Source organism: Bradyrhizobium sp. LMG 9283 (assembly GCF_045571415.1).
Taxonomy (GTDB): domain Bacteria; phylum Pseudomonadota; class Alphaproteobacteria; order Rhizobiales; family Xanthobacteraceae; genus Bradyrhizobium.
Genome location: NZ_CP120691.1, coordinates 8,000,121 through 8,016,983, shown reverse-complemented (window position 1 = coordinate 8,016,983; position 16,863 = coordinate 8,000,121). Strand labels below are relative to the sequence as shown.

14 protein-coding genes are annotated in these 16,863 nt (G+C 64.5%); 5 read left to right on the top strand and 9 right to left on the bottom strand.

Translation table 11 applies throughout. The features are described 5' to 3' along the window. The first annotated feature begins 5 nt into the window (after window positions 1–5). Window positions 6–3,158, top strand: coding sequence for a multidrug efflux RND transporter permease subunit (locus P6U29_RS37295; protein WP_407115106.1), 3,153 nt, complete (start codon window positions 6–8; stop codon window positions 3,156–3,158). A gap of 158 nt (window positions 3,159–3,316) precedes the next feature. Then, window positions 3,317–4,444 carry an AAA family ATPase gene (locus tag P6U29_RS37290; RefSeq protein ID WP_407115105.1) on the top strand — a complete coding sequence of 376 codons (1,128 nt, stop codon included), beginning with the start codon at window positions 3,317–3,319 and terminating at the stop codon, window positions 4,442–4,444. Between the two features lie 433 nt (window positions 4,445–4,877). Here P6U29_RS37290 and P6U29_RS37285 read toward each other — a convergent pair whose 3' ends face one another. The 9 genes from P6U29_RS37285 to tkt form a co-directional block, all read right to left on the bottom strand. Next, window positions 4,878–5,669, bottom strand: a complete 792-nt coding sequence (locus P6U29_RS37285) for an inositol monophosphatase family protein (RefSeq protein ID WP_407115104.1) — start codon at window positions 5,667–5,669, stop codon at window positions 4,878–4,880. Between the two features lie 84 nt (window positions 5,670–5,753). Next, the gene (locus tag P6U29_RS37280) at window positions 5,754–6,830 is read right to left on the bottom strand and encodes a tetratricopeptide repeat protein (protein ID WP_407115103.1); all 1,077 of its coding nucleotides are present in this window, start codon (window positions 6,828–6,830) and stop codon (window positions 5,754–5,756) included. Between the two features lie 8 nt (window positions 6,831–6,838). Then, complete coding sequence (locus P6U29_RS37275) at window positions 6,839–7,528, bottom strand: thiamine phosphate synthase (protein WP_407115102.1); 690 nt, start codon at window positions 7,526–7,528, stop codon at window positions 6,839–6,841. Between the two features lie 3 nt (window positions 7,529–7,531). Then, the gene (locus P6U29_RS37270; protein ID WP_407115101.1) at window positions 7,532–8,557 is read right to left on the bottom strand and encodes a class I fructose-bisphosphate aldolase; all 1,026 of its coding nucleotides are present in this window, start codon (window positions 8,555–8,557) and stop codon (window positions 7,532–7,534) included. Between the two features lie 294 nt (window positions 8,558–8,851). Continuing rightward, window positions 8,852–9,919, bottom strand: coding sequence for a class II fructose-bisphosphate aldolase (gene fba / locus P6U29_RS37265; protein ID WP_122405693.1), 1,068 nt, complete (start codon window positions 9,917–9,919; stop codon window positions 8,852–8,854). Window positions 9,920–9,958: 39 nt separating this feature from the next. Then, window positions 9,959–11,152 carry a phosphoglycerate kinase gene (locus P6U29_RS37260; RefSeq protein ID WP_407115100.1) on the bottom strand — a complete coding sequence of 398 codons (1,194 nt, stop codon included), beginning with the start codon at window positions 11,150–11,152 and terminating at the stop codon, window positions 9,959–9,961. Window positions 11,153–11,166: 14 nt separating this feature from the next. Beyond that, the gene (locus tag P6U29_RS37255) at window positions 11,167–11,307 is read right to left on the bottom strand and encodes a hypothetical protein (protein WP_407115099.1); all 141 of its coding nucleotides are present in this window, start codon (window positions 11,305–11,307) and stop codon (window positions 11,167–11,169) included. 10 nt (window positions 11,308–11,317) lie between these two features. Continuing rightward, window positions 11,318–12,325 (bottom strand): type I glyceraldehyde-3-phosphate dehydrogenase, encoded by a 1,008-nt coding sequence (gap, locus tag P6U29_RS37250; protein WP_407115098.1) that lies wholly within the window; start codon window positions 12,323–12,325, stop codon window positions 11,318–11,320. A gap of 149 nt (window positions 12,326–12,474) precedes the next feature. Next, window positions 12,475–14,490, bottom strand: a complete 2,016-nt coding sequence (tkt, locus tag P6U29_RS37245; RefSeq protein ID WP_407115097.1) for a transketolase — start codon at window positions 14,488–14,490, stop codon at window positions 12,475–12,477. Between the two features lie 367 nt (window positions 14,491–14,857). Between tkt and P6U29_RS37240 the strand changes: the two genes are divergently transcribed. From P6U29_RS37240 to P6U29_RS37230, 3 genes are all read left to right on the top strand, one after another. Beyond that, a complete protein-coding gene (locus P6U29_RS37240; protein WP_407115096.1) occupies window positions 14,858–15,178 on the top strand; it encodes a DUF4164 domain-containing protein in 321 nt (106 codons plus the stop codon). Continuing rightward, complete coding sequence (locus tag P6U29_RS37235) at window positions 15,175–15,558, top strand: cell division protein ZapA (protein ID WP_061025095.1); 384 nt, start codon at window positions 15,175–15,177, stop codon at window positions 15,556–15,558. Before P6U29_RS37240 ends, P6U29_RS37235 begins: the two co-directional genes overlap by 4 nt. A 151-nt stretch (window positions 15,559–15,709) precedes the next feature. Then, window positions 15,710–16,792: an ISAs1 family transposase gene (locus P6U29_RS37230; RefSeq protein ID WP_407113315.1), complete on the top strand. Its 1,083-nt coding sequence runs from the start codon at window positions 15,710–15,712 to the stop codon at window positions 16,790–16,792. Window positions 16,793–16,863 lie beyond the last annotated feature (71 nt).

Below are 16,863 nucleotides of genomic sequence, written 5' to 3'. Positions count from 1 at the left end.
GCGCTATGCCGAGCTTCTTCATCGACAGGCCGATCTTCGCCTGGGTGGTCGCGCTGTTCATCTGCTTGATCGGTGCGATCGCGGTGCCGCTGCTGCCGATCGCGCAATATCCGATCATCGCGCCGCCCTCGATCTCCGTCTCGACCAGCTATCCCGGCGCCTCGCCCGAAAACCTCTACAACAGCGTCACGCGGCTGATCGAGGAGGAGCTCAACGGCGCCGCCAACATCCTCAACTTCGAATCGACCAGCGACTCGCTCGGCCAGGTCGAGATCATCGCCAATTTCCAGCCGGGCACTGATACCAGCGCCGCCTCGGTGGAGGTGCAGAACCGCATCAAGCGCGTCGAGGCCCGCCTGCCACGCGCAGTGATGCAGCAGGGCATCCTGATCGAGGAAGCCTCCAGCGCGGTGCTTCAGATCATCACCCTGAACTCGACCGACGGCAGCCTCGATGAGGTCGGCCTCGGCGACTTCATGATCCGCAACGTGCTCGGCGAGATCCGCCGCATTCCCGGCGTCGGTCGCGCCACGCTGTATTCGACCGAGCGCTCGCTTCGCGTCTGGGTCGATCCGGCCAAGCTCGTCGGCTATGGCCTGACCGCCGACGACATCAACAAGGCGATCGCCGCGCAGAACGCGCAGGTCGCTTCGGGCAGCATTGGTGCCGAGCCGTCGACGTCGAGCCAGCGCACCTCCGCACTGGTGCTGGTCAAGGGTCAGCTCTCCTCTCCGGAGGAGTTCGGCGCTATCATCCTGCGCGCCAATGCCGATGGCTCGACCGTGCGCCTGCGCGACGTCGCGCGCATCGAGGTCGGCGGCCTCAGCTACCAATTCAACACGCGCCTCAACGGCAAGCCGACCGCAGGCCTGTCGGTGCTGATGTCGCCGACCGGCAACGCGCTGGCAACCGCGAGCGCGGTCGAAGCCAAGATGAAGGAGCTGTCGCGCTTCTTCCCGGCCAACATCACCTACGAGATCCCCTACAACATCACGCCCGTGGTCGAAGCCTCGATCAAGAAGGTGCTGTCGACGCTGGTCGAGGCCGTGGTGCTGGTGTTCGTGGTGATGTTCCTGTTCCTCCAGAACATCCGCTACACCATCATTCCGACCATCGTGGTGCCGGTGGCGCTGCTAGGGGCCTGTTCCACGCTGCTGCTCGCCGGCTACTCCATCAACATGCTCTCGATGTTCGGCATGGTGCTCGCGGTCGGCATCCTCGTCGACGACGCCATCGTCGTGGTCGAGAACGTCGAGCGCATCATGGCCGAGGAAGGCCTCTCGCCGAAGGAAGCGACGCGGAAAGCCATGTCGCAGATCACTGGCGCCATCATCGGGATCACCTTGGTGCTGATGGCGGTGTTCGTGCCGATGGCATTCTTCCCGGGCTCGGTCGGCATCATCTACCGCCAGTTCTCCGTCACTATGGTCGCGGCGATCGGTTTCTCCGCCTTCCTGGCGCTGTCGCTGACACCGGCGCTGTGTGCGACCCTGCTCAAGCCCGTCGCGGCGGGCCACGGTCATGTCAGGCGGGGCGTGTTTGGCTGGTTCAACCGCATGCTCGAAGGCGGCAAGGAGCGCTATTCGCGCACTGTCGGGTTCTCGCTCAAGCGCACCGGCCGCTTGATGCTGGTCTATGCCGCGCTGCTGGTCGGCCTGTCCTGGGCCTTCGTCAATTTGCCCGGCGGCTTCTTGCCCGTCGACGACCAGGGCTTCGTCACCACCGACGTGCAGACGCCGTCGGACTCGTCCTATGCCCGCACCGAGGCGGTGATCGAGAAGGTCGAGAAATATCTCGCCGCACGGCCGGGCGTGAAGGATGTCACCTTCCTCACCGGCTTCAGTTTCTCCGGCCAGGGCATGAACACCGCGCAGGCCTTTATCACCTTGAAGGACTGGTCGGAGCGTGGGCCGAAGGACTCGGCCGCTGCGATCGTCAACGACATCAACCGCGATCTCTCATCGCTCCGCGATGCCAAGATCTCCGCGCTGCAGCCGCCGCCGATCGACAATCTCGGCAACTCATCCGGCTTCTCGTTCCGCCTCCAGGACCGCGGCCAGAAGGGCTATCAGCAATTGATGCGCGCCGCCGACCAGCTGATCGCGGAGGCCAATGCGAGCCCGGTGCTGCAGAAGGTCTATATCGAAGGCCTGCCCGAGTCGGGCGTGGTCAATCTCGTGATCGATCGCGAGAAGGCCGGCGCCTTCGGCGTCACCTTCGAGGACATCAACAACACGATCTCGACCAATCTCGGCTCGAACTACATCAACGACTTCCCGAATCGCGGCCGCATGCAGCGCGTCGTGGTGCAGGCCGACGCCCGCGACCGCATGCGGACCGAGGACATCCTCAACTACAACGTCAAGAACAGCCGCGGCCAGCTGGTGCCGTTCTCGTCCTTTGCCACGGTGGAATGGGCGCGCGGGCCGACGCAGATCGCCGGCTTCAACTATTATCCGGCGGTACGTATCTCCGGTGAAGCCCGGCCCGGCTTCACCTCGGGCGATGCCATCGCCGAGATGGAGCGGCTCGCCGACCGATTGCCGCGCGGCTTCGGCTATGAATGGACCGGACAATCGCTCCAGGAGAAGCTCTCGGGCTCGCAGGCGCCGTTCCTGCTAGCGCTCTCAGTATTCGTGGTGTTCCTGTGCCTGGCCGCACTCTACGAGAGCTGGACCATTCCGCTCGCCGTGCTGCTGACCGTGCCGCTTGGTATCGTCGGCGCGGTCGCCGCAGCGACGCTGCGGAGCCTGCCCAACGATGTCTATTTCACCGTCGGCCTGATCACCATCATCGGCCTTGCGGCCAAGGACGCGATCCTGATCATCGAGTTCGCCAAGGATCTGCGGAAAGAAGGCAAGCCGCTGGTGGAAGCCACTATCGAAGCCTGCCGCCTGCGCTTCCGCCCAATCCTGATGACCGGCCTCGCCTTCATCTGCGGCGTGCTGCCGATGGCGATCGCCCACGGCGCCGGTGGCGCCAGTCAGCAGGCGCTCGGCAGCGTCGTGATGGGCGGCATGATCGCGGTGGTGATCCTGGCGCTTTTGATGGTGCCGGTGTTCTTCGTCTCGGTGCAGCGCGTGCTGGCGGGGGATCGCGAGCCGAAGGCGGCGCGGGAAGCTGAAGCGTATGGGCCACCTGCGCCAGTGAAGCCATAGGGCACACTGTCATTCCGGGGCTCGCGCCGGAGGCGCGCCCCGGAATGACGAGCGGAGCTTGCCTTCTCGGGTCCGTCGATCCAGATTACATCTCTGGATTGAAAGAACGTGCATTCGCACTGCAGCGCGAATGCACACCTGCCGATTGAGAGCACCTGATGCGTCCGACCGATATTGCGATCTCGAACTATCGCTCGATCCGGCGGCTCTCCCTACCAATTCACCCCCTGTCCGTCTTCGTGGGGGAAAATGGCGTCGGCCAATCCAATCTCTACAAGTCCTTGTCGCTGTTGCGCGACGCGGCGACCGGGCGGATCACGCGCACGATCGCCGAGGAGGGCGGACTGAATTCGGTCTGCTGGTCAGGCATCCGCAAACGCGGCGAGGATGGACGACTGCGATTGTCGGCCAGATTCGATCGCCTGAAATATTCTATTGAGATCGGATTTCCCAGCCCGATTGCGGCAGCGTTTGCCGGCGAGCCGATGATCAAGGAAGAGAGTATCGAAGCGACGCAGGACAAACGAACGGTTCTGCTGATGGAGCGGAAGTATGCGCTCGTCAGCGTCCGCAGCGACAGCGGCGCATGGAGCAGCCACAAGGATGCTGTGCTGCCGTCCGAGACGGCGCTTGCGGGCTTCTTCAACGGCAAGGAATGCCCTGAAATCGATTTGATCAGAAGCGCAATGCTGGGCTGGCGCTTCTATCACGACTTTCGCACCGATCCGGCGTCACCGATACGAAAGCCTTGTCTCGCGATCACGACGCCCTCGCTCAGTGCCGATGGAAGCGACCTGGCCGCGGCCCTGGCGACACTCTATACGATCAGGGAAGACGCAACCGACTTGCGGGACGCGATCCAGGATGCCTTCCCGGGCGCTGAGCTCCGCGCGTGGGAAAGAAACGGCTCGTGTGAATTCGATCTGCAACTCGAGGATATGCCGCGTCCGTTTGGGGCGCATGAACTGTCCGACGGCACGCTGAAATACATTTGCCTGCTCGCCGTGTTCATGGGCTATCGGCTGCCGCCGTTCATCGCGCTGAACGAACCAGAGACCAGCCTGCATCCGTCGCTGCTGGCGCCGTTGGCCCGGCTGATCGTCAAGGCATCGGGCCGCGCCGACATCTGGATCGTCACCCACTCAGAGCAGTTGATGGAGGCCTTGCGAAGCGAGAGCTCGGTCCCGCTTCGCCGGGTGATCAAGTCAAGAGGCGCCACCATGATCGAGGGCCTGACCGTCGGCGGTGAGTACCGGGACGAGGAGTCCGACGATGACGAGTCTTAGCCGCGGTGGATCGAGCCACAGCGCTGGCGCGGCAGGGATTTGGAAGGAATAAGAGATCTATGAGAATCGTGGCCGTGATCGTGATCGCTTACCTACTTACAGGCGCGCTCTACGTTTGGAGGGATTTGCGAAGGCCGATCGATAAGCAACCCGCCTATGCCAAGTGGGGCGGGATACGGTCCATGGTTTTCATCATACTGTACTGGCTCCCCGGAACGCTTTCGTTTGCCTGTCGCGGCGGCGTCTTGCGAGACCAAGCCGGTCCATGGGCAATCTTTGCTGCCCTCACCGTCGCCGGACTTTACTTCTCGGGTATATAAATTACCGCAGGCCGGCAGCCAGTAGTCCCTGGTCATCCGTGTCCAACCGACGTCTCTGGAAACTGGATCATCTGCCTTCGCGAATGATGACAGCGTGGGGCTGGATTCTTACCTTAAGCCACCTTCCTCAACACCTTCACCAGCTCCCCGTGCACGTACTCATTGCCGCACACGACGTGTCCGGTGGTCAGCGCATCGCCGGGCGTGTCGATATCGCTCACCGTGCCGCCCGCTTCCTTGACCATGATCTGTCCGGCCGCGATGTCCCAGGGCGACAGATTCCGCTCCCAGTAGCCGTCGAGGCGGCCGGCGGCGACGAAGGCGAGGTCGAGTGAGGCGGCGCCGAAGCGGCGGAGGCCCGCGACGCGATCCTGGATCGCGGTCATCTCGCGGCGGAATTCATCGTGATCGCCGCGGCCGATATGAGGCAGGCCGCAGGCCACCACGCATTCATTGAGCTGGCGGCGGCCGGCGACGCGCAGGCGCTGGTCGTTGAGGAAGGCGCCCTTGCCGCGCTCGGCGATATAGAGCTCGTCATTGGCGGGGTTGTAGATCACGCCGGCGATCACGGTACCCTCGCGGGCGAGGCCGATCGAGATCGCGAATTGTGGGATGCCGTGCAGGAAGTTGGTGGTGCCGTCGAGCGGATCGACGATCCAGGTGTGGCTCTTGTCAGTGCCCTCGCGGGTGCCGCCCTCTTCGCCGATGAAGCCATAGCCGGGCCGGGCCTTGGCGAGATCTTGGTAAAGGATCTCCTCGGCGCGCTTGTCGGCGAGCGAGACGAAATTCGCCGGCCCCTTCAGCGAGACCTGGAGATGCTCGATCTCGCCGAGATCGCGCTTGAGGCTGCGGCCGGCGCGGCGCGCGGCCTTGACCATGACATTGATAGTGGCGGAGTACAGCATGAGCTCTGGTCTTGATCGGGGAGATTGGCGCAGAACCGCGCCTGTTTGAGGGACTGGGTGCCCCGTGAGGGAGCCCGCGTCAAGTCATTTGGTCCCGAGCCACTTCCTGGCGGCGGCCTCGGCCTTGGAGCGGTCCTCGGCCGGCAGTTCGGAGAACTGCTTGTCGAGCTCAGGGTCGCCCTTGCCGCTCGTTTTCGCCACCAAGTGCCATTTGAAACCCTCGACCTTGTCCGTCTGTGTGCCAATGCCGTTGATCAGCACCCATGCCAGCCGGTTCTGCGCGATCGCGCTGCCCTGGCGGGATGCCTTGCGGAGCAACGCGACGGCCGCCGGCTGGTTCTTTGGTGTGCCGGTGCCGTTGAACATCGCGATCGCATATTCGACCTCGGCATCAACATTGTCGGCGAGCGAGGCTGCCTGGAGCAGCCGCACTGCGCGTTCGGGGTCCTTCGGTACGCCGGTGCCTTCCTTGTAGAAGGTCGCGAGTGCGTATTGCGCCTCGGGCAGGCCTGCATCGGCGGCCTGGCGCAGCAATTCCGCTGAGCGCCGGACGTCCTGCGGCAGTGTCTGGCCGTCCAGATAGAGCAAGGCGAGGTTGTAGGCTGCCTTGGGCTCGCCGAGCTTGGCGGCGGACGCCATCAGCTTGACCGCCTCGTTCTTGTCGACCGGGCCGCCGCGACCCGAAATGCGCAGCATGGCGAGCGCGAACATCGCCTCGCGGTCGCCGGCATCCGCCGCGCGCTTGTACCATTCGGCTGCCTTGGCGTAGTCGCGCCGGATGCCCATAGCGTTGGAATAGAGTTCGCCGAGCATGGTCATCGCCTTGGGATCGCCGGCTTGTGCGCGGGCGGTGGCGAGCTCGAATGCCGTCTTGTACTGGCCGCGCTGATAGGCGCCGAACACCAGATCGACATTGGGATCGTCAGTCGGCGGCGCCGGGATCACGGTCGCGGCCGGCTTGGGCGAAGGGGACGGCTTGGGAGAGGCCGAAGGCTTCGGCGCGGGCGCGGCCTCCTTCTTTTTGGTGATCGTGTGCGGCTTGGGCTTCGGTTTTTCGGCGGGTGCGCTCGGCGTCGTGGCCGGCGGAGCGATCTGGAGCTGCGCGGCCGCGGGCGCTGTGAGCAGCAGCGTGGCCAGCATGGTGATGCATGGGAGTTTCATGTCGGGCGCTAGCCGTGCTCCTGACCAGCAGGATCTTGGCCAGCCGGCGCCGTCGCATGGGCCTTCTTGATCGCAGCATCGACTTCGATCAGCGCGGCCTTGGGCCCGCGCGGATCGGCCCAGATGAAGTCGCCGACCAGCACGAAATCGGCGCCGCTGGCGGCGAAATCGTGAGCCTCGTGCAGCGAGGTGGCAAAGCCGACGCAGGGCGGCTCGAACAGCTCGGCCCACCAGTCCAGCCGTTCGGCGATCGCTTGAGATGACGGCCGCTGGCCTTTCGCATCGGGCTCGCCGAACAGCACATAGTCGGCGCCTATCTCGCCCGCGCTCATGGAATCGTGGCGTGTGGCAAGTCCCCCGACGCCGGCGATGCGATCGGGCTTGAGCGAGGGCATCGCCTCCTCCAGGACGGCGATCCCGGAGAGATGCGCGCCATCGGCGCCGCCGCGCGCGACGATTTCGGGATGGCCGTCGACGAGGAGTGCTGCGCCTGCCTTCTGCACCGGCGGCGCCAACGCCTTGATGCGCGAGATCATGGTGCGCTGATCGGTTTCCTTCAGCCGCAGCAGCACGGCGGCAACATCGGCGGAGGCTAGCAGGCCCGGCAGCTCGGCGACGAGCGCAGCGGGATCATCGACCACAGGCGTCGCGAGATAGAGACGCGGCGCCGGGCGCGGCGGAGGCGGTTTGTTCGACAAGATCTAGGCTGCCTTCTGTTCCAGGCTGCTTTGCCATTCGCCCTTGGACGCAAGGCCGTTCATCCGTGCGCGATGGCTGAAGGCGCGCTGGCCGGCCGCGACATTCTCGGCCTTGCCGGACCAGGCCTTCTGCGGCGCGGCCTGCAGCGCGCGGCCGTAGGAGAAGGTCAGGCTCCAGGGTAATGCGCCGAGCTTGTGCATGGCGTTGAGATGCGCGGTTGCCTCCTCGTCGGACTGGCCGCCGGAAAGGAAGGCGATGCCGGGCACCGCCGCCGGCACGCAGGCCTTCAGCAGCCGGATTGTCTTCTCCGCGACCTCGTCGACAGAGGCCTGCTTCGGACATTTCTTGCCTGAGATCGCCATGTTCGGCTTCAGCACCATGCCCTCGAGCGCCACGCGCTGCTCGCGCAATTCCTGGAACGTTTTGTTGAGCACGCGTTGCGTCACCTCGTAGCAGCGATCGAGGTCGTGGTCGCCGTCCATCAGCACTTCCGGCTCGACGATCGGCACGATCTGTGCGGCCTGGCACAGCGCGGCGTAGCGCGCCAGCGCGTGGGCGTTGACGCTGATCGCGGTCATCGATGGGATGCCGCTGCCGATGTCGATCACCGCGCGCCATTTGGCGAAGCGCGCGCCGCGCTCATAATATTTCTTCAGGCGTTCGGCGAGCTTGTCGAGCCCGACGGTCACGAGCTCGCCCGGGCACATCGGCAGGGCTTGCGTGCCTTCGTCGACCTTGATGCCGGGAATGGCGCCGCTCTGCTCGATCAGCTTGATCAGCGGCGTGCCGTCCTTGGCATCCTGCCAGATCGTCTCGTCATAGAGAATCACACCCGAGATGTATTGGCTCATGGCGTCCTTGGAGCGAAACAGCATCTCGCGATAGTCGCGGCGGTTCTCTTCCGTCGACTCCACGCCGATCGCGTCAAAGCGCTTCTTGATGGTGCCGGAGGATTCGTCGGCGGCAAGGATGCCCTTGCCGGGGGCGGCCATGGCGGTCGCGATCCTGTTGAGCTCAGTCAGATTCATCGAGAGGTCCTCCCAAAACGATTCTGCCCTTGCCCGTGAAAATAGACCGTTCTCGGGCAATTGCCGAGTTAACGTTCGTCGCAGGGTAAAGGGGGAGGCGGGTTCTTCGCCTCTCCCCGCTTGCGGGGAGAGGCGAGATTTTGCGCGTAGCGTAAAATCCGGGTGAGGGGGACTCTCCGCGAGTCCGTCTGCTAGCGCCCCCGGGGAGACTCCCCCTCACCCTAACCCTCTCCCCGCAAGCGGGGCGAGGGGGAAGACAGGGCGGTGTCGGCCTTACGCCACCACGCGATCGCTTTAGGCGACGCGGGGATCGAGCTCGCCCTTGGCGTAGCGCTTGGCCATCTCGGCCGTGGTCAGCACCTTCTTGATCTTGGAGGCCTGGCCTGCGGTATTGAACTCCTGCAGGCGCTGCTTGCACAGCTTGGTCATGGCTTCCATCGCCGGCTTCAGGTACTTGCGCGGATCGAACTCTTCCGGGCTGTCCTTGAGCACTTTCCGGATCTGGCCAGTCATCGCCATGCGGTTGTCGGTGTCGATGTTGATCTTGCGCACGCCGTTCTTGATGCCGCGCTGGATCTCGCTCACCGGCACGCCCCAGGTCGGCTTCATCTTGCCGCCATAGGCGTTGATGATGTCCTGCAGCTCCTGCGGCACCGAGGATGAGCCGTGCATGACGAGATGCGTGTTAGGCAGCTTGCGATGGATTTCCTCGATCACGTTCATGGCGAGGATGTCGCCGTCGGGCTTGCGGGTAAATTTGTAAGCACCGTGTGACGTCCCCATCGCGATCGCGAGCGCGTCGACCTTGGTCTCCTTGACGAACTTCACGGCCTCGTCCGGATTGGTCAGCAGCTGGTCGTGGCTGAGCTTGCCTTCGGCGCCGTGGCCGTCTTCCTTGTCGCCCATGCCGGTTTCGAGCGAGCCGAGCACGCCGAGCTCGCCTTCGACCGAGATGCCGCCGAGATGGGCCATGTCGGTCACGGTCTTGGTGACGCCGACATTGTAGCCCCAGTCGCCGGGTGTCTTGCCGTCGGCCTTGAGCGAGCCGTCCATCATGACAGAGGTGAAGCCGGCCTGGATCGCGGTCATGCAGGTCGCCGGCTCGTTGCCGTGGTCGAGATGCACGCAGACCGGAATGTGCGGATAGATCTCGGTGACCGCATCCATCATGTGCTTGAGCATGACGTCGTTGGCGTAGGAGCGCGCGCCGCGCGAGGCCTGGATGATGACGGGGGCATCGACCTGGTTGGCCGCGTCCATGATCGCCAGCGCCTGCTCCATGTTGTTGATGTTGAAGGCCGGTACGCCGTAATCGTTCTCCGCCGCGTGGTCGAGCAGTTGACGTAACGTGATCCGAGCCATCTGTCTTTTTCTCCCGTTGGGGCCTGCAAGGCCGCTTGATTACTTGATGCGCAGAACTTCGACGCCGGGCAGGGGCTTGCCTTCCATCCATTCAAGGAACGCGCCGCCGGCGGTGGAGACATAGGTGAAGTCACCGGCCACATGGGCTTGGTTGAGTGCCGCGACGGTGTCGCCGCCGCCGGCGATCGAGATCAGCTTCTTCGCCTTGGTGCGCTCGGCGGCGTGCTTGGCGGCCGCGACCGTGCCGCGGTCGAACGGCTGCATCTCGAAGGCCCCGAGCGGTCCGTTCCAGACCAGCGTCGCCGCATCGTCGATCGCGGCGTGAACGCGCGCGACCGATTGCGGGCCGACGTCGAGGATCATGCCGTCGGCCGGGATCGCATCAAGGCCGTAAGCATGCGAGGGCGCGTTGGCCGCGAAATGATAGGCGACGGTGGCGTCGACGGGGAGGATGATGGCGCAGTTGGCGGCGCTCGCCTTCTCCATGATGCGCAGCGCAGTGGCGGCGAGATCCTTCTCGGCCAGCGACTTGCCGACCGCAACGCCTTGCGCGTGCAGGAAGGTGTTGGCCATGCCGCCGCCGATCACGAGCGCATCGACCTTGGTGACGAGGTTCTCGAGCAGGTCGATCTTGGTCGAGACTTTTGCGCCGCCGATGATCGCGATCACAGGCTTGGTCGGCGACCCCAGCGCCTTCTCCAGCGCATCGAGCTCGGCCTGCATGGTGCGGCCGGCATAGGCCGGCAGCTTGTGGCCGAGGCCTTCGGTCGAGGCGTGGGCGCGGTGCGCGGCCGAGAAGGCGTCATTGACCCAGATGTCGCCGAGCTTTGCGAGCTCCGCGACGAAGGCGGGATCGTTCTTTTCCTCTTCCTTGTGGAAGCGAGTGTTTTCCAGGCACAGGATGTCGCCGTCCTTCAAGCCAGCCACGGCCTTCGCTGCTTGTTCGCCGATGCAATCCTCGGCGAAGGCGACGGGCTTCTTCACGACCCTCGCGAGCGCCTCGGCGACGGGCTTGAGCGAGTCCTTGGCATCGCGCCCTTTCGGCCGGCCGAAATGCGCGAGCAGGATGACCTTGCCGCCCTTATCCGAGATTTCGCTGATGGTCGGCGCGACGCGCTCGAGCCGTGTCGCGTCGGTGACGCGTCCGTTCTCCATGGGCACGTTGAGGTCGACGCGCAGCAATACGCGTTTGCCCTTCACGTCGACGTCGTCGAGGGTGCGGAACTTGGCCATGTCCTGATCACTCGTTAGCTGGGGACGTTACGGCGCGTCGCGCTCGGGTGGATTGCCCTCCTGCTGGTCGTAACCTTGCTGCCCTGGCGAAATCCGTAGGCGATCAACGCGATCAGCAGGATGACGCCAGGGATGCCGATCCAGGCAGGAAGCATGACGCTTCCCTCAGAGCACCTTGCTCATCGCGACGGCGGTGTCCGCCATGCGGTTCGAGAAGCCCCACTCGTTGTCGTACCAGGACATCACGCGCACCAGCGTGCCGTTCTGCACCTTGGTCTGGTCCTCGTGGAACGTGGACGAGTGTGGGTCGTGGTTGAAGTCGATCGAGACGTTCGGCGCACTGGTGTAGCCGAGGATGCCCTTGAGCTGCTGCTCGCTGGCGCGCTTCATCGCCGCGTTGATCTCCTTGGCGTCGGTGGCGCGCTTGGCGACGATCTTGAGGTCAACCACCGAGACGTTCGGGGTCGGCACGCGGATCGCGACGCCGTCGAGCTTGCCCTTCAGCTCGGGCAGCACGAGGCCGATCGCTTTCGCAGCACCGGTCGAGGTCGGGATCATCGACATCGCAGCCGCGCGGCCGCGGTAGAGATCCTTGTGCAGCGTGTCCAGCGTCGGCTGGTCGCCGGTGTAAGCGTGGATCGTGGTCATGAAGCCGGTCTCGATGCCGACGAGGTCGTTCAGCACCTTGGCGACCGGCGCGAGGCAGTTGGTGGTGCAGCTTCCGTTGGAGACGACCAGATGATCCTTGGTCAGCGTCTCGTGATTGACGCCGTAGACGATGGTGGCATCGGCGCCGTCGGCGGGCGCGGAGACCAGCACGCGCTTGGCGCCGGCGGTCAGATGCGCGGAGGCCTTGTCTTTCGAGGTGAAGATGCCGGTGCATTCCAGCGCGATGTCGACGCCGAGATCCTTCCAGGGCAGCTTCGACGGATCGCGTTCGGCGGTCACCTTGATCTTGCTGTTGCCGAGGCTGATCGAGTCACCCTCGACAGTGACGGTGCCGGGGAAACGGCCATGGACGCTGTCGTAGCGGAGGAGATGGGCGTTGGTCTCGACCGGGCCGAGATCGTTGATGCCGACGACCTCGATGTCCTTGCGGCCTGACTCGGCGATAGCCCGCAGGACGTTGCGGCCGATGCGGCCAAAGCCGTTAATTCCGACGCGGACTGCCATGTTTCATCTCCTTCAATGACCGTTGTCATCCCGCACAGCGCGCGGTTGGCGCGCCTGCGAGGTTTTTTAGGGGCGGACGCCCGGTTCGGCCGGGCGGTGCTTGATCATATGGGAGATTACGTAGTCCTTTTTTGCGGCAAGCTCAACTCTCAGGAAACGCGCTTCAGCACAGCGTTAACCGCGGCCTCGGCGGTAATGCCGAAATGCTTGTAAAGCTCCTTGGCAGGACCGCTTTCGCCGAAGGAATGCATGCCGATGAACTCGCCATCCTGGCCGATCACGGCATCCCAGCCCCAGCGCACGGCGGCCTCGATCGCAATCTTGACCGGCGCGTTGCCGATGATTGCAGCGCGTTTCGCCTCTGGTTGCGCTAACAACAGCTCGAGCGAGGGAACAGAGACAACGCGTGACGCGATGCCGCGTTCCGCGAGCTGCTTCTGGGCCGCGACCGCGATCTCGACTTCGGAGCCGGAAGCGAACAGCGTCACCTTGGCTTCGCCCTGGGCCGGGACCAGCTCATAGGCGCCGGCGGCACAGGGATTGTCGTTCGGTGCGGTGGTCCGCAGCTGCGGCAGGTTCTGCCGCGTCAGCGCCAGCACGGTCGGTCCGTCCAAACGGTTGAGCGCGAGCTCCCAGCACTCGGCGACCTCGATGGCATCGCAGGGACGGAACACGCGCATGTTGGGAATGGCGCGAAGCGCGGCGAGATGCTCGACCGGCTGATGGGTCGGGCCGTCCTCGCCGAGGCCGATGGAGTCGTGGGTCATCACGTAGACGACGCCGGCACCCATCAGCGCGGCAAGGCGCATCGCCGGGCGCGCGTAGTCGGTGAACACCAGGAACGTCGCGCCGTTCGGCGCGAAGCCGCCGTGCAGGAAGATGCCGTTCATCGCGGCGGCCATGCCGTGCTCGCGGATGCCGTAATGGATGAAGCGGCCCTTCGGCGTCTTGGCCGAGAAGGCGGTCGCCGACTTCGCCTTGTTGTTGTTGGAGCCGGTGAGGTCGGCCGAGCCGGCGAGAAACTCCATCGGCATCGCGGCGGCGATCGCCTCGATCGCAGCCTCCGATGATTTGCGCGTCGCCGCCGTCAGCGGCTTCTCGAGCAGCTCCTTCTTGTGCGCGCGCAGCGCTTTTGCCAGCGATGCCGGACGTTCATGGCGCAGGCGGCGCTCGAACTCGGCGCGCTTGCGGCTGCCGAGTTCACTGATCCGTGCTTCCCATTCCTGCCGCGCCACAGCACCGCGGCTGCCGGCTGCGCGCCACGCCTTCAACACGTCGTCAGGCACGGAGAACGGCTCGAGCGAGATGCCGAGATTTTCCTTGGCAGCCTTGAGCTCGTCGGCCCCTAATGCCTCGCCATGCACCTTCGCCGTGCCGGCCTTGTGTGGCGCGCCGAAACCGATGGTGGTGCGGCAGGCAATCAGCGTCGGCTTGTTCGATTTCTTGGCGCGCGTGATGGCGTCGGCGATCGCGGCCTGGTCCTGGCCGTCGATCTTCTCGGCAGCCCAGCCCGCCGCTTTGAAGCGCTTCACCTGGTCGACGGAATCGGCGATCGAGGTCGGGCCGTCGATCGAGATGCCGTTGTCGTCGTAGAGCACGATCAGCTTGTTGAGCTTCCAGTGCCCGGCCATCGCGATCGCTTCCTGCGACACGCCTTCCATCAGGTCGCCGTCGGAGGCGAGCACATAGGTGTGGTGATCGACGATCTTCTTGCCGAACTCGGCGGCGAGCATCTTCTCGGCGAGCGCCATGCCGACGGCGGTCGAGATGCCCTGGCCGAGCGGCCCGGTGGTGGTCTCGACACCGCGGGTGCGGAAATTCTCGGGATGTCCGGGGGTCCGCGAGTCGACCTGGCGGAACTGCTTGATCTGGTCCAGCGTCATCTCGGAATTGCCGGTCAGATACAGCAGCGAATAGAGCAGCATCGAGCCGTGGCCGGCCGAGAGCACGAAGCGGTCGCGGTCGGGCCAGGCCGGCGCGGACGCGTCGAATTTCAGGAACTGCGTGAACAGCACCGTGGCGATATCGGCGGCGCCCATCGGCAGGCCGGGATGGCCCGATTTGGCCTTCTCGACGGCGTCCATCGAGAGCCCGCGGATAGCGTTGGCCATACGGGTGTGATCGACCTGCGTATTCGCCATACGGGTGGCATCGAGCTGCATCATGATGAAAATCCGTCTGAAATGAGGTGCTTGATGGCCGTGCACGCCGCGCGGGGTCGAGCCTAGCGGCCACGGGAGCCGGGGCTGGATAGCATCTCGGTTTCGGGAGTCCAAGGCAATCAAACGTGGGTTTGGCCGTAAAAGTGCCAGTGTGGAGATCGGTGTTCCGCCGGGACCGCGCCGGGAGAACCGACGGATCAGGACGCCTCCTCCTGATCTATCGGTGCATAGTTTCGCGGCGTTGTTGCGCTGGGCTAGCTTGCCACGTAAATTTCTGCTTCTAACCGCTTGCCGAACCGAGTCTTTTGCCGGACGGCAAGCTCCAGGGAAAGGCCACTGGGCAAAGGCCACAGGTTCCGCCGCTGACTGCATGAACGATCGCGTGTCCAACAGCTCTGCCATGACGGAGTCATCCGCCGTCGAGATCGAGATTGCGACCCGCAGGCTGATGGCGGCGCTCGACGCGCTCGAAAGCGCGGTCGAGCGGCGGCGCGATGCCGATCGCGACGAGAACGAGCTCGCAGCGCGGATTCAGGCGCTCGGCGCGGATCGCTCGCGCCTTGCCGACGAGCTCGACGGCGCACTGGTGAAGGCGCGCAAGCTCGAGCGCGCCAATCGCGAGATCTCTGACCGGCTGGATTCCGCAATCGTCACGATACGCTCGGTGCTCGATACCGGAGAGGACGGATGAGCCACATCAACGTCACCATCAACGGCCGGCAATACCGCATGGCCTGCGAGGAGGGCCAGGAGGTGCGGCTGCTCAAGCTCGCCGAAACCCTGGAGACACGCATCCAGTCGCTGCGGGGAAAATTCGGCGAAATCGGCGATGCGCGCCTCACGGTGATGGCGGCGCTGACCGTGTGCGACGAATTGATCGACACCAGCAACCGTGTCCGAACCCTCGAGCAGGAGCTGACCGAGCTCCGGGATTTCCGCAACGCCGCTGTCGAGCGCGCCAGGATGACGCAGACTGCCGTGGTCAACGCACTGAACGCCGCCGCCGAACGCATCGAGAAGTCGACCCAGGTGCTGAACCGCACCGTCGGCAACGGGATTGCGATCGGGTAGCGCCCACGGAGCGTAGCTGGTTTGCTCGATGTGTCCGCGCGCCTACCCTCCCCCTCCAGGGTAGGGGAATCGCATATGGCGCTAGAGGGGTATTGCAAAGGGGTTGGAACTGGATTCTTAGGGTGTCTCTCGCTTCTCGAGGGAGCCCTGAATGCGCAAGCTCAAGCGCCTGTTTCGACCGCTCAAGGATCCGCGCGCCAGCAACACCCGACACGATCTGGTGGATGTCCTTGTCATTGCATTGGCAGCCACGCTGGCTGGCGCCAAGACCTGCACCGAGTTCGAGTTCTTTGGCCAAGGCCGCGAGGAGCTGTTGCGGCGATTTCTGGAGCTCAGGCACGGCATTCCGAGCCACGATACGTTCAGCAACGTCTTCCGTGCGTTGGACCCGAAGGGTCTGGAAGCGGTTTTGCGCAAGTTCAGCAAGAGCTTCGGCATCAAGGGGGTGGTCAGCATCGACGGCAAGGCTCTGCGCGGAGCCTTCACGCGTGGCCGGCAGGCCACGCCACTGCATATGGTCAATGTCTGGGCGGCCGGCACTCGCATGGCGTTGGCTCAGCGGAAGGCTCCCAATCGCAACGAGGTTGCCGGGGCTCTCGAAGTCCTGGCGCTGCTCGATCTGGACGGGGCTCTTGTCACCGCCGACGCCTTGCATTGCCGGCCCGACACCGCACAGGCCATCCGCGACCGGAAGGGGCACTACGTGTTGGCCATCAAGAGCAACCGTGGCCGGCTCTTCAAGGCCGTCAAGACGCTGATCGACACAGCCCGAAAGCCCGCACGGGCGAGTCAACGGAAGGCCGCCGCGCACGGCCGCGTCGAGCGCCGGCAGGCCATCGTCGCGCCGGCGCCACAGTTGGCGAAGCAATATGACTTCCCCGCTATCGCCGCCGTCGCTCGCATCGACAGTTGGCGCGCCAACTCTGGCAAGACCGCCAAGCATACGGTCCGATACTTCCTGGCCTCGCGCCTGCTGTCGGCCAAAAAGCTGCTCGAGGTCGTGCGTACCCACTGGAGCATCGAGAACAACCTGCACTGGGTCCTCGACGTTCTGTTCGATGAGGATGCCTGCCGCAGCCGCAAGGATCACGCTGCGGAAAATCTCGCCCTCATCCGCAAGCTGGCCATCAATACGCTGCAGGCAACCCCCGGTCCTGCGCGCATCAGCCATAAAATGCTCCAAGCCAGATGGAATAATGACTTCCTTCTCTCCACCCTCGGCCATATGCGATAGCCCTACCCTCCAGGGGAGGGTGGCACCGTGAGGGCCGTGAAAGCGAGGCCTTCGGCCGGGCTGGCGATTCG

What these genes read in the sequence shown, in the direction of transcription:
- P6U29_RS37295 (WP_407115106.1), top strand. Translation starts at nt 6, where the DNA reads ATGCCGAGCTTCTTCATCGACAGGCCGATCTTCGCCTGGGTGGTCGCG.
- P6U29_RS37290 (WP_407115105.1), top strand. Translation starts at nt 3,317, where the DNA reads ATGCGTCCGACCGATATTGCGATCTCGAACTATCGCTCGATCCGGCGG.
- P6U29_RS37285 (WP_407115104.1), bottom strand. Translation starts at nt 5,669, where the DNA reads ATGCTGTACTCCGCCACTATCAATGTCATGGTCAAGGCCGCGCGCCGC.
- P6U29_RS37280 (WP_407115103.1), bottom strand. Translation starts at nt 6,830, where the DNA reads ATGAAACTCCCATGCATCACCATGCTGGCCACGCTGCTGCTCACAGCG.
- P6U29_RS37270 (WP_407115101.1), bottom strand. Translation starts at nt 8,557, where the DNA reads ATGAATCTGACTGAGCTCAACAGGATCGCGACCGCCATGGCCGCCCCC.
- fba (WP_122405693.1), bottom strand. Translation starts at nt 9,919, where the DNA reads ATGGCTCGGATCACGTTACGTCAACTGCTCGACCACGCGGCGGAGAAC.
- P6U29_RS37260 (WP_407115100.1), bottom strand. Translation starts at nt 11,152, where the DNA reads ATGGCCAAGTTCCGCACCCTCGACGACGTCGACGTGAAGGGCAAACGC.
- P6U29_RS37255 (WP_407115099.1), bottom strand. Translation starts at nt 11,307, where the DNA reads ATGCTTCCTGCCTGGATCGGCATCCCTGGCGTCATCCTGCTGATCGCG.
- gap (WP_407115098.1), bottom strand. Translation starts at nt 12,325, where the DNA reads ATGGCAGTCCGCGTCGGAATTAACGGCTTTGGCCGCATCGGCCGCAAC.
- tkt (WP_407115097.1), bottom strand. Translation starts at nt 14,490, where the DNA reads ATGATGCAGCTCGATGCCACCCGTATGGCGAATACGCAGGTCGATCAC.
- P6U29_RS37240 (WP_407115096.1), top strand. Translation starts at nt 14,858, where the DNA reads ATGAACGATCGCGTGTCCAACAGCTCTGCCATGACGGAGTCATCCGCC.
- P6U29_RS37235 (WP_061025095.1), top strand. Translation starts at nt 15,175, where the DNA reads ATGAGCCACATCAACGTCACCATCAACGGCCGGCAATACCGCATGGCC.
- P6U29_RS37230 (WP_407113315.1), top strand. Translation starts at nt 15,710, where the DNA reads ATGCGCAAGCTCAAGCGCCTGTTTCGACCGCTCAAGGATCCGCGCGCC.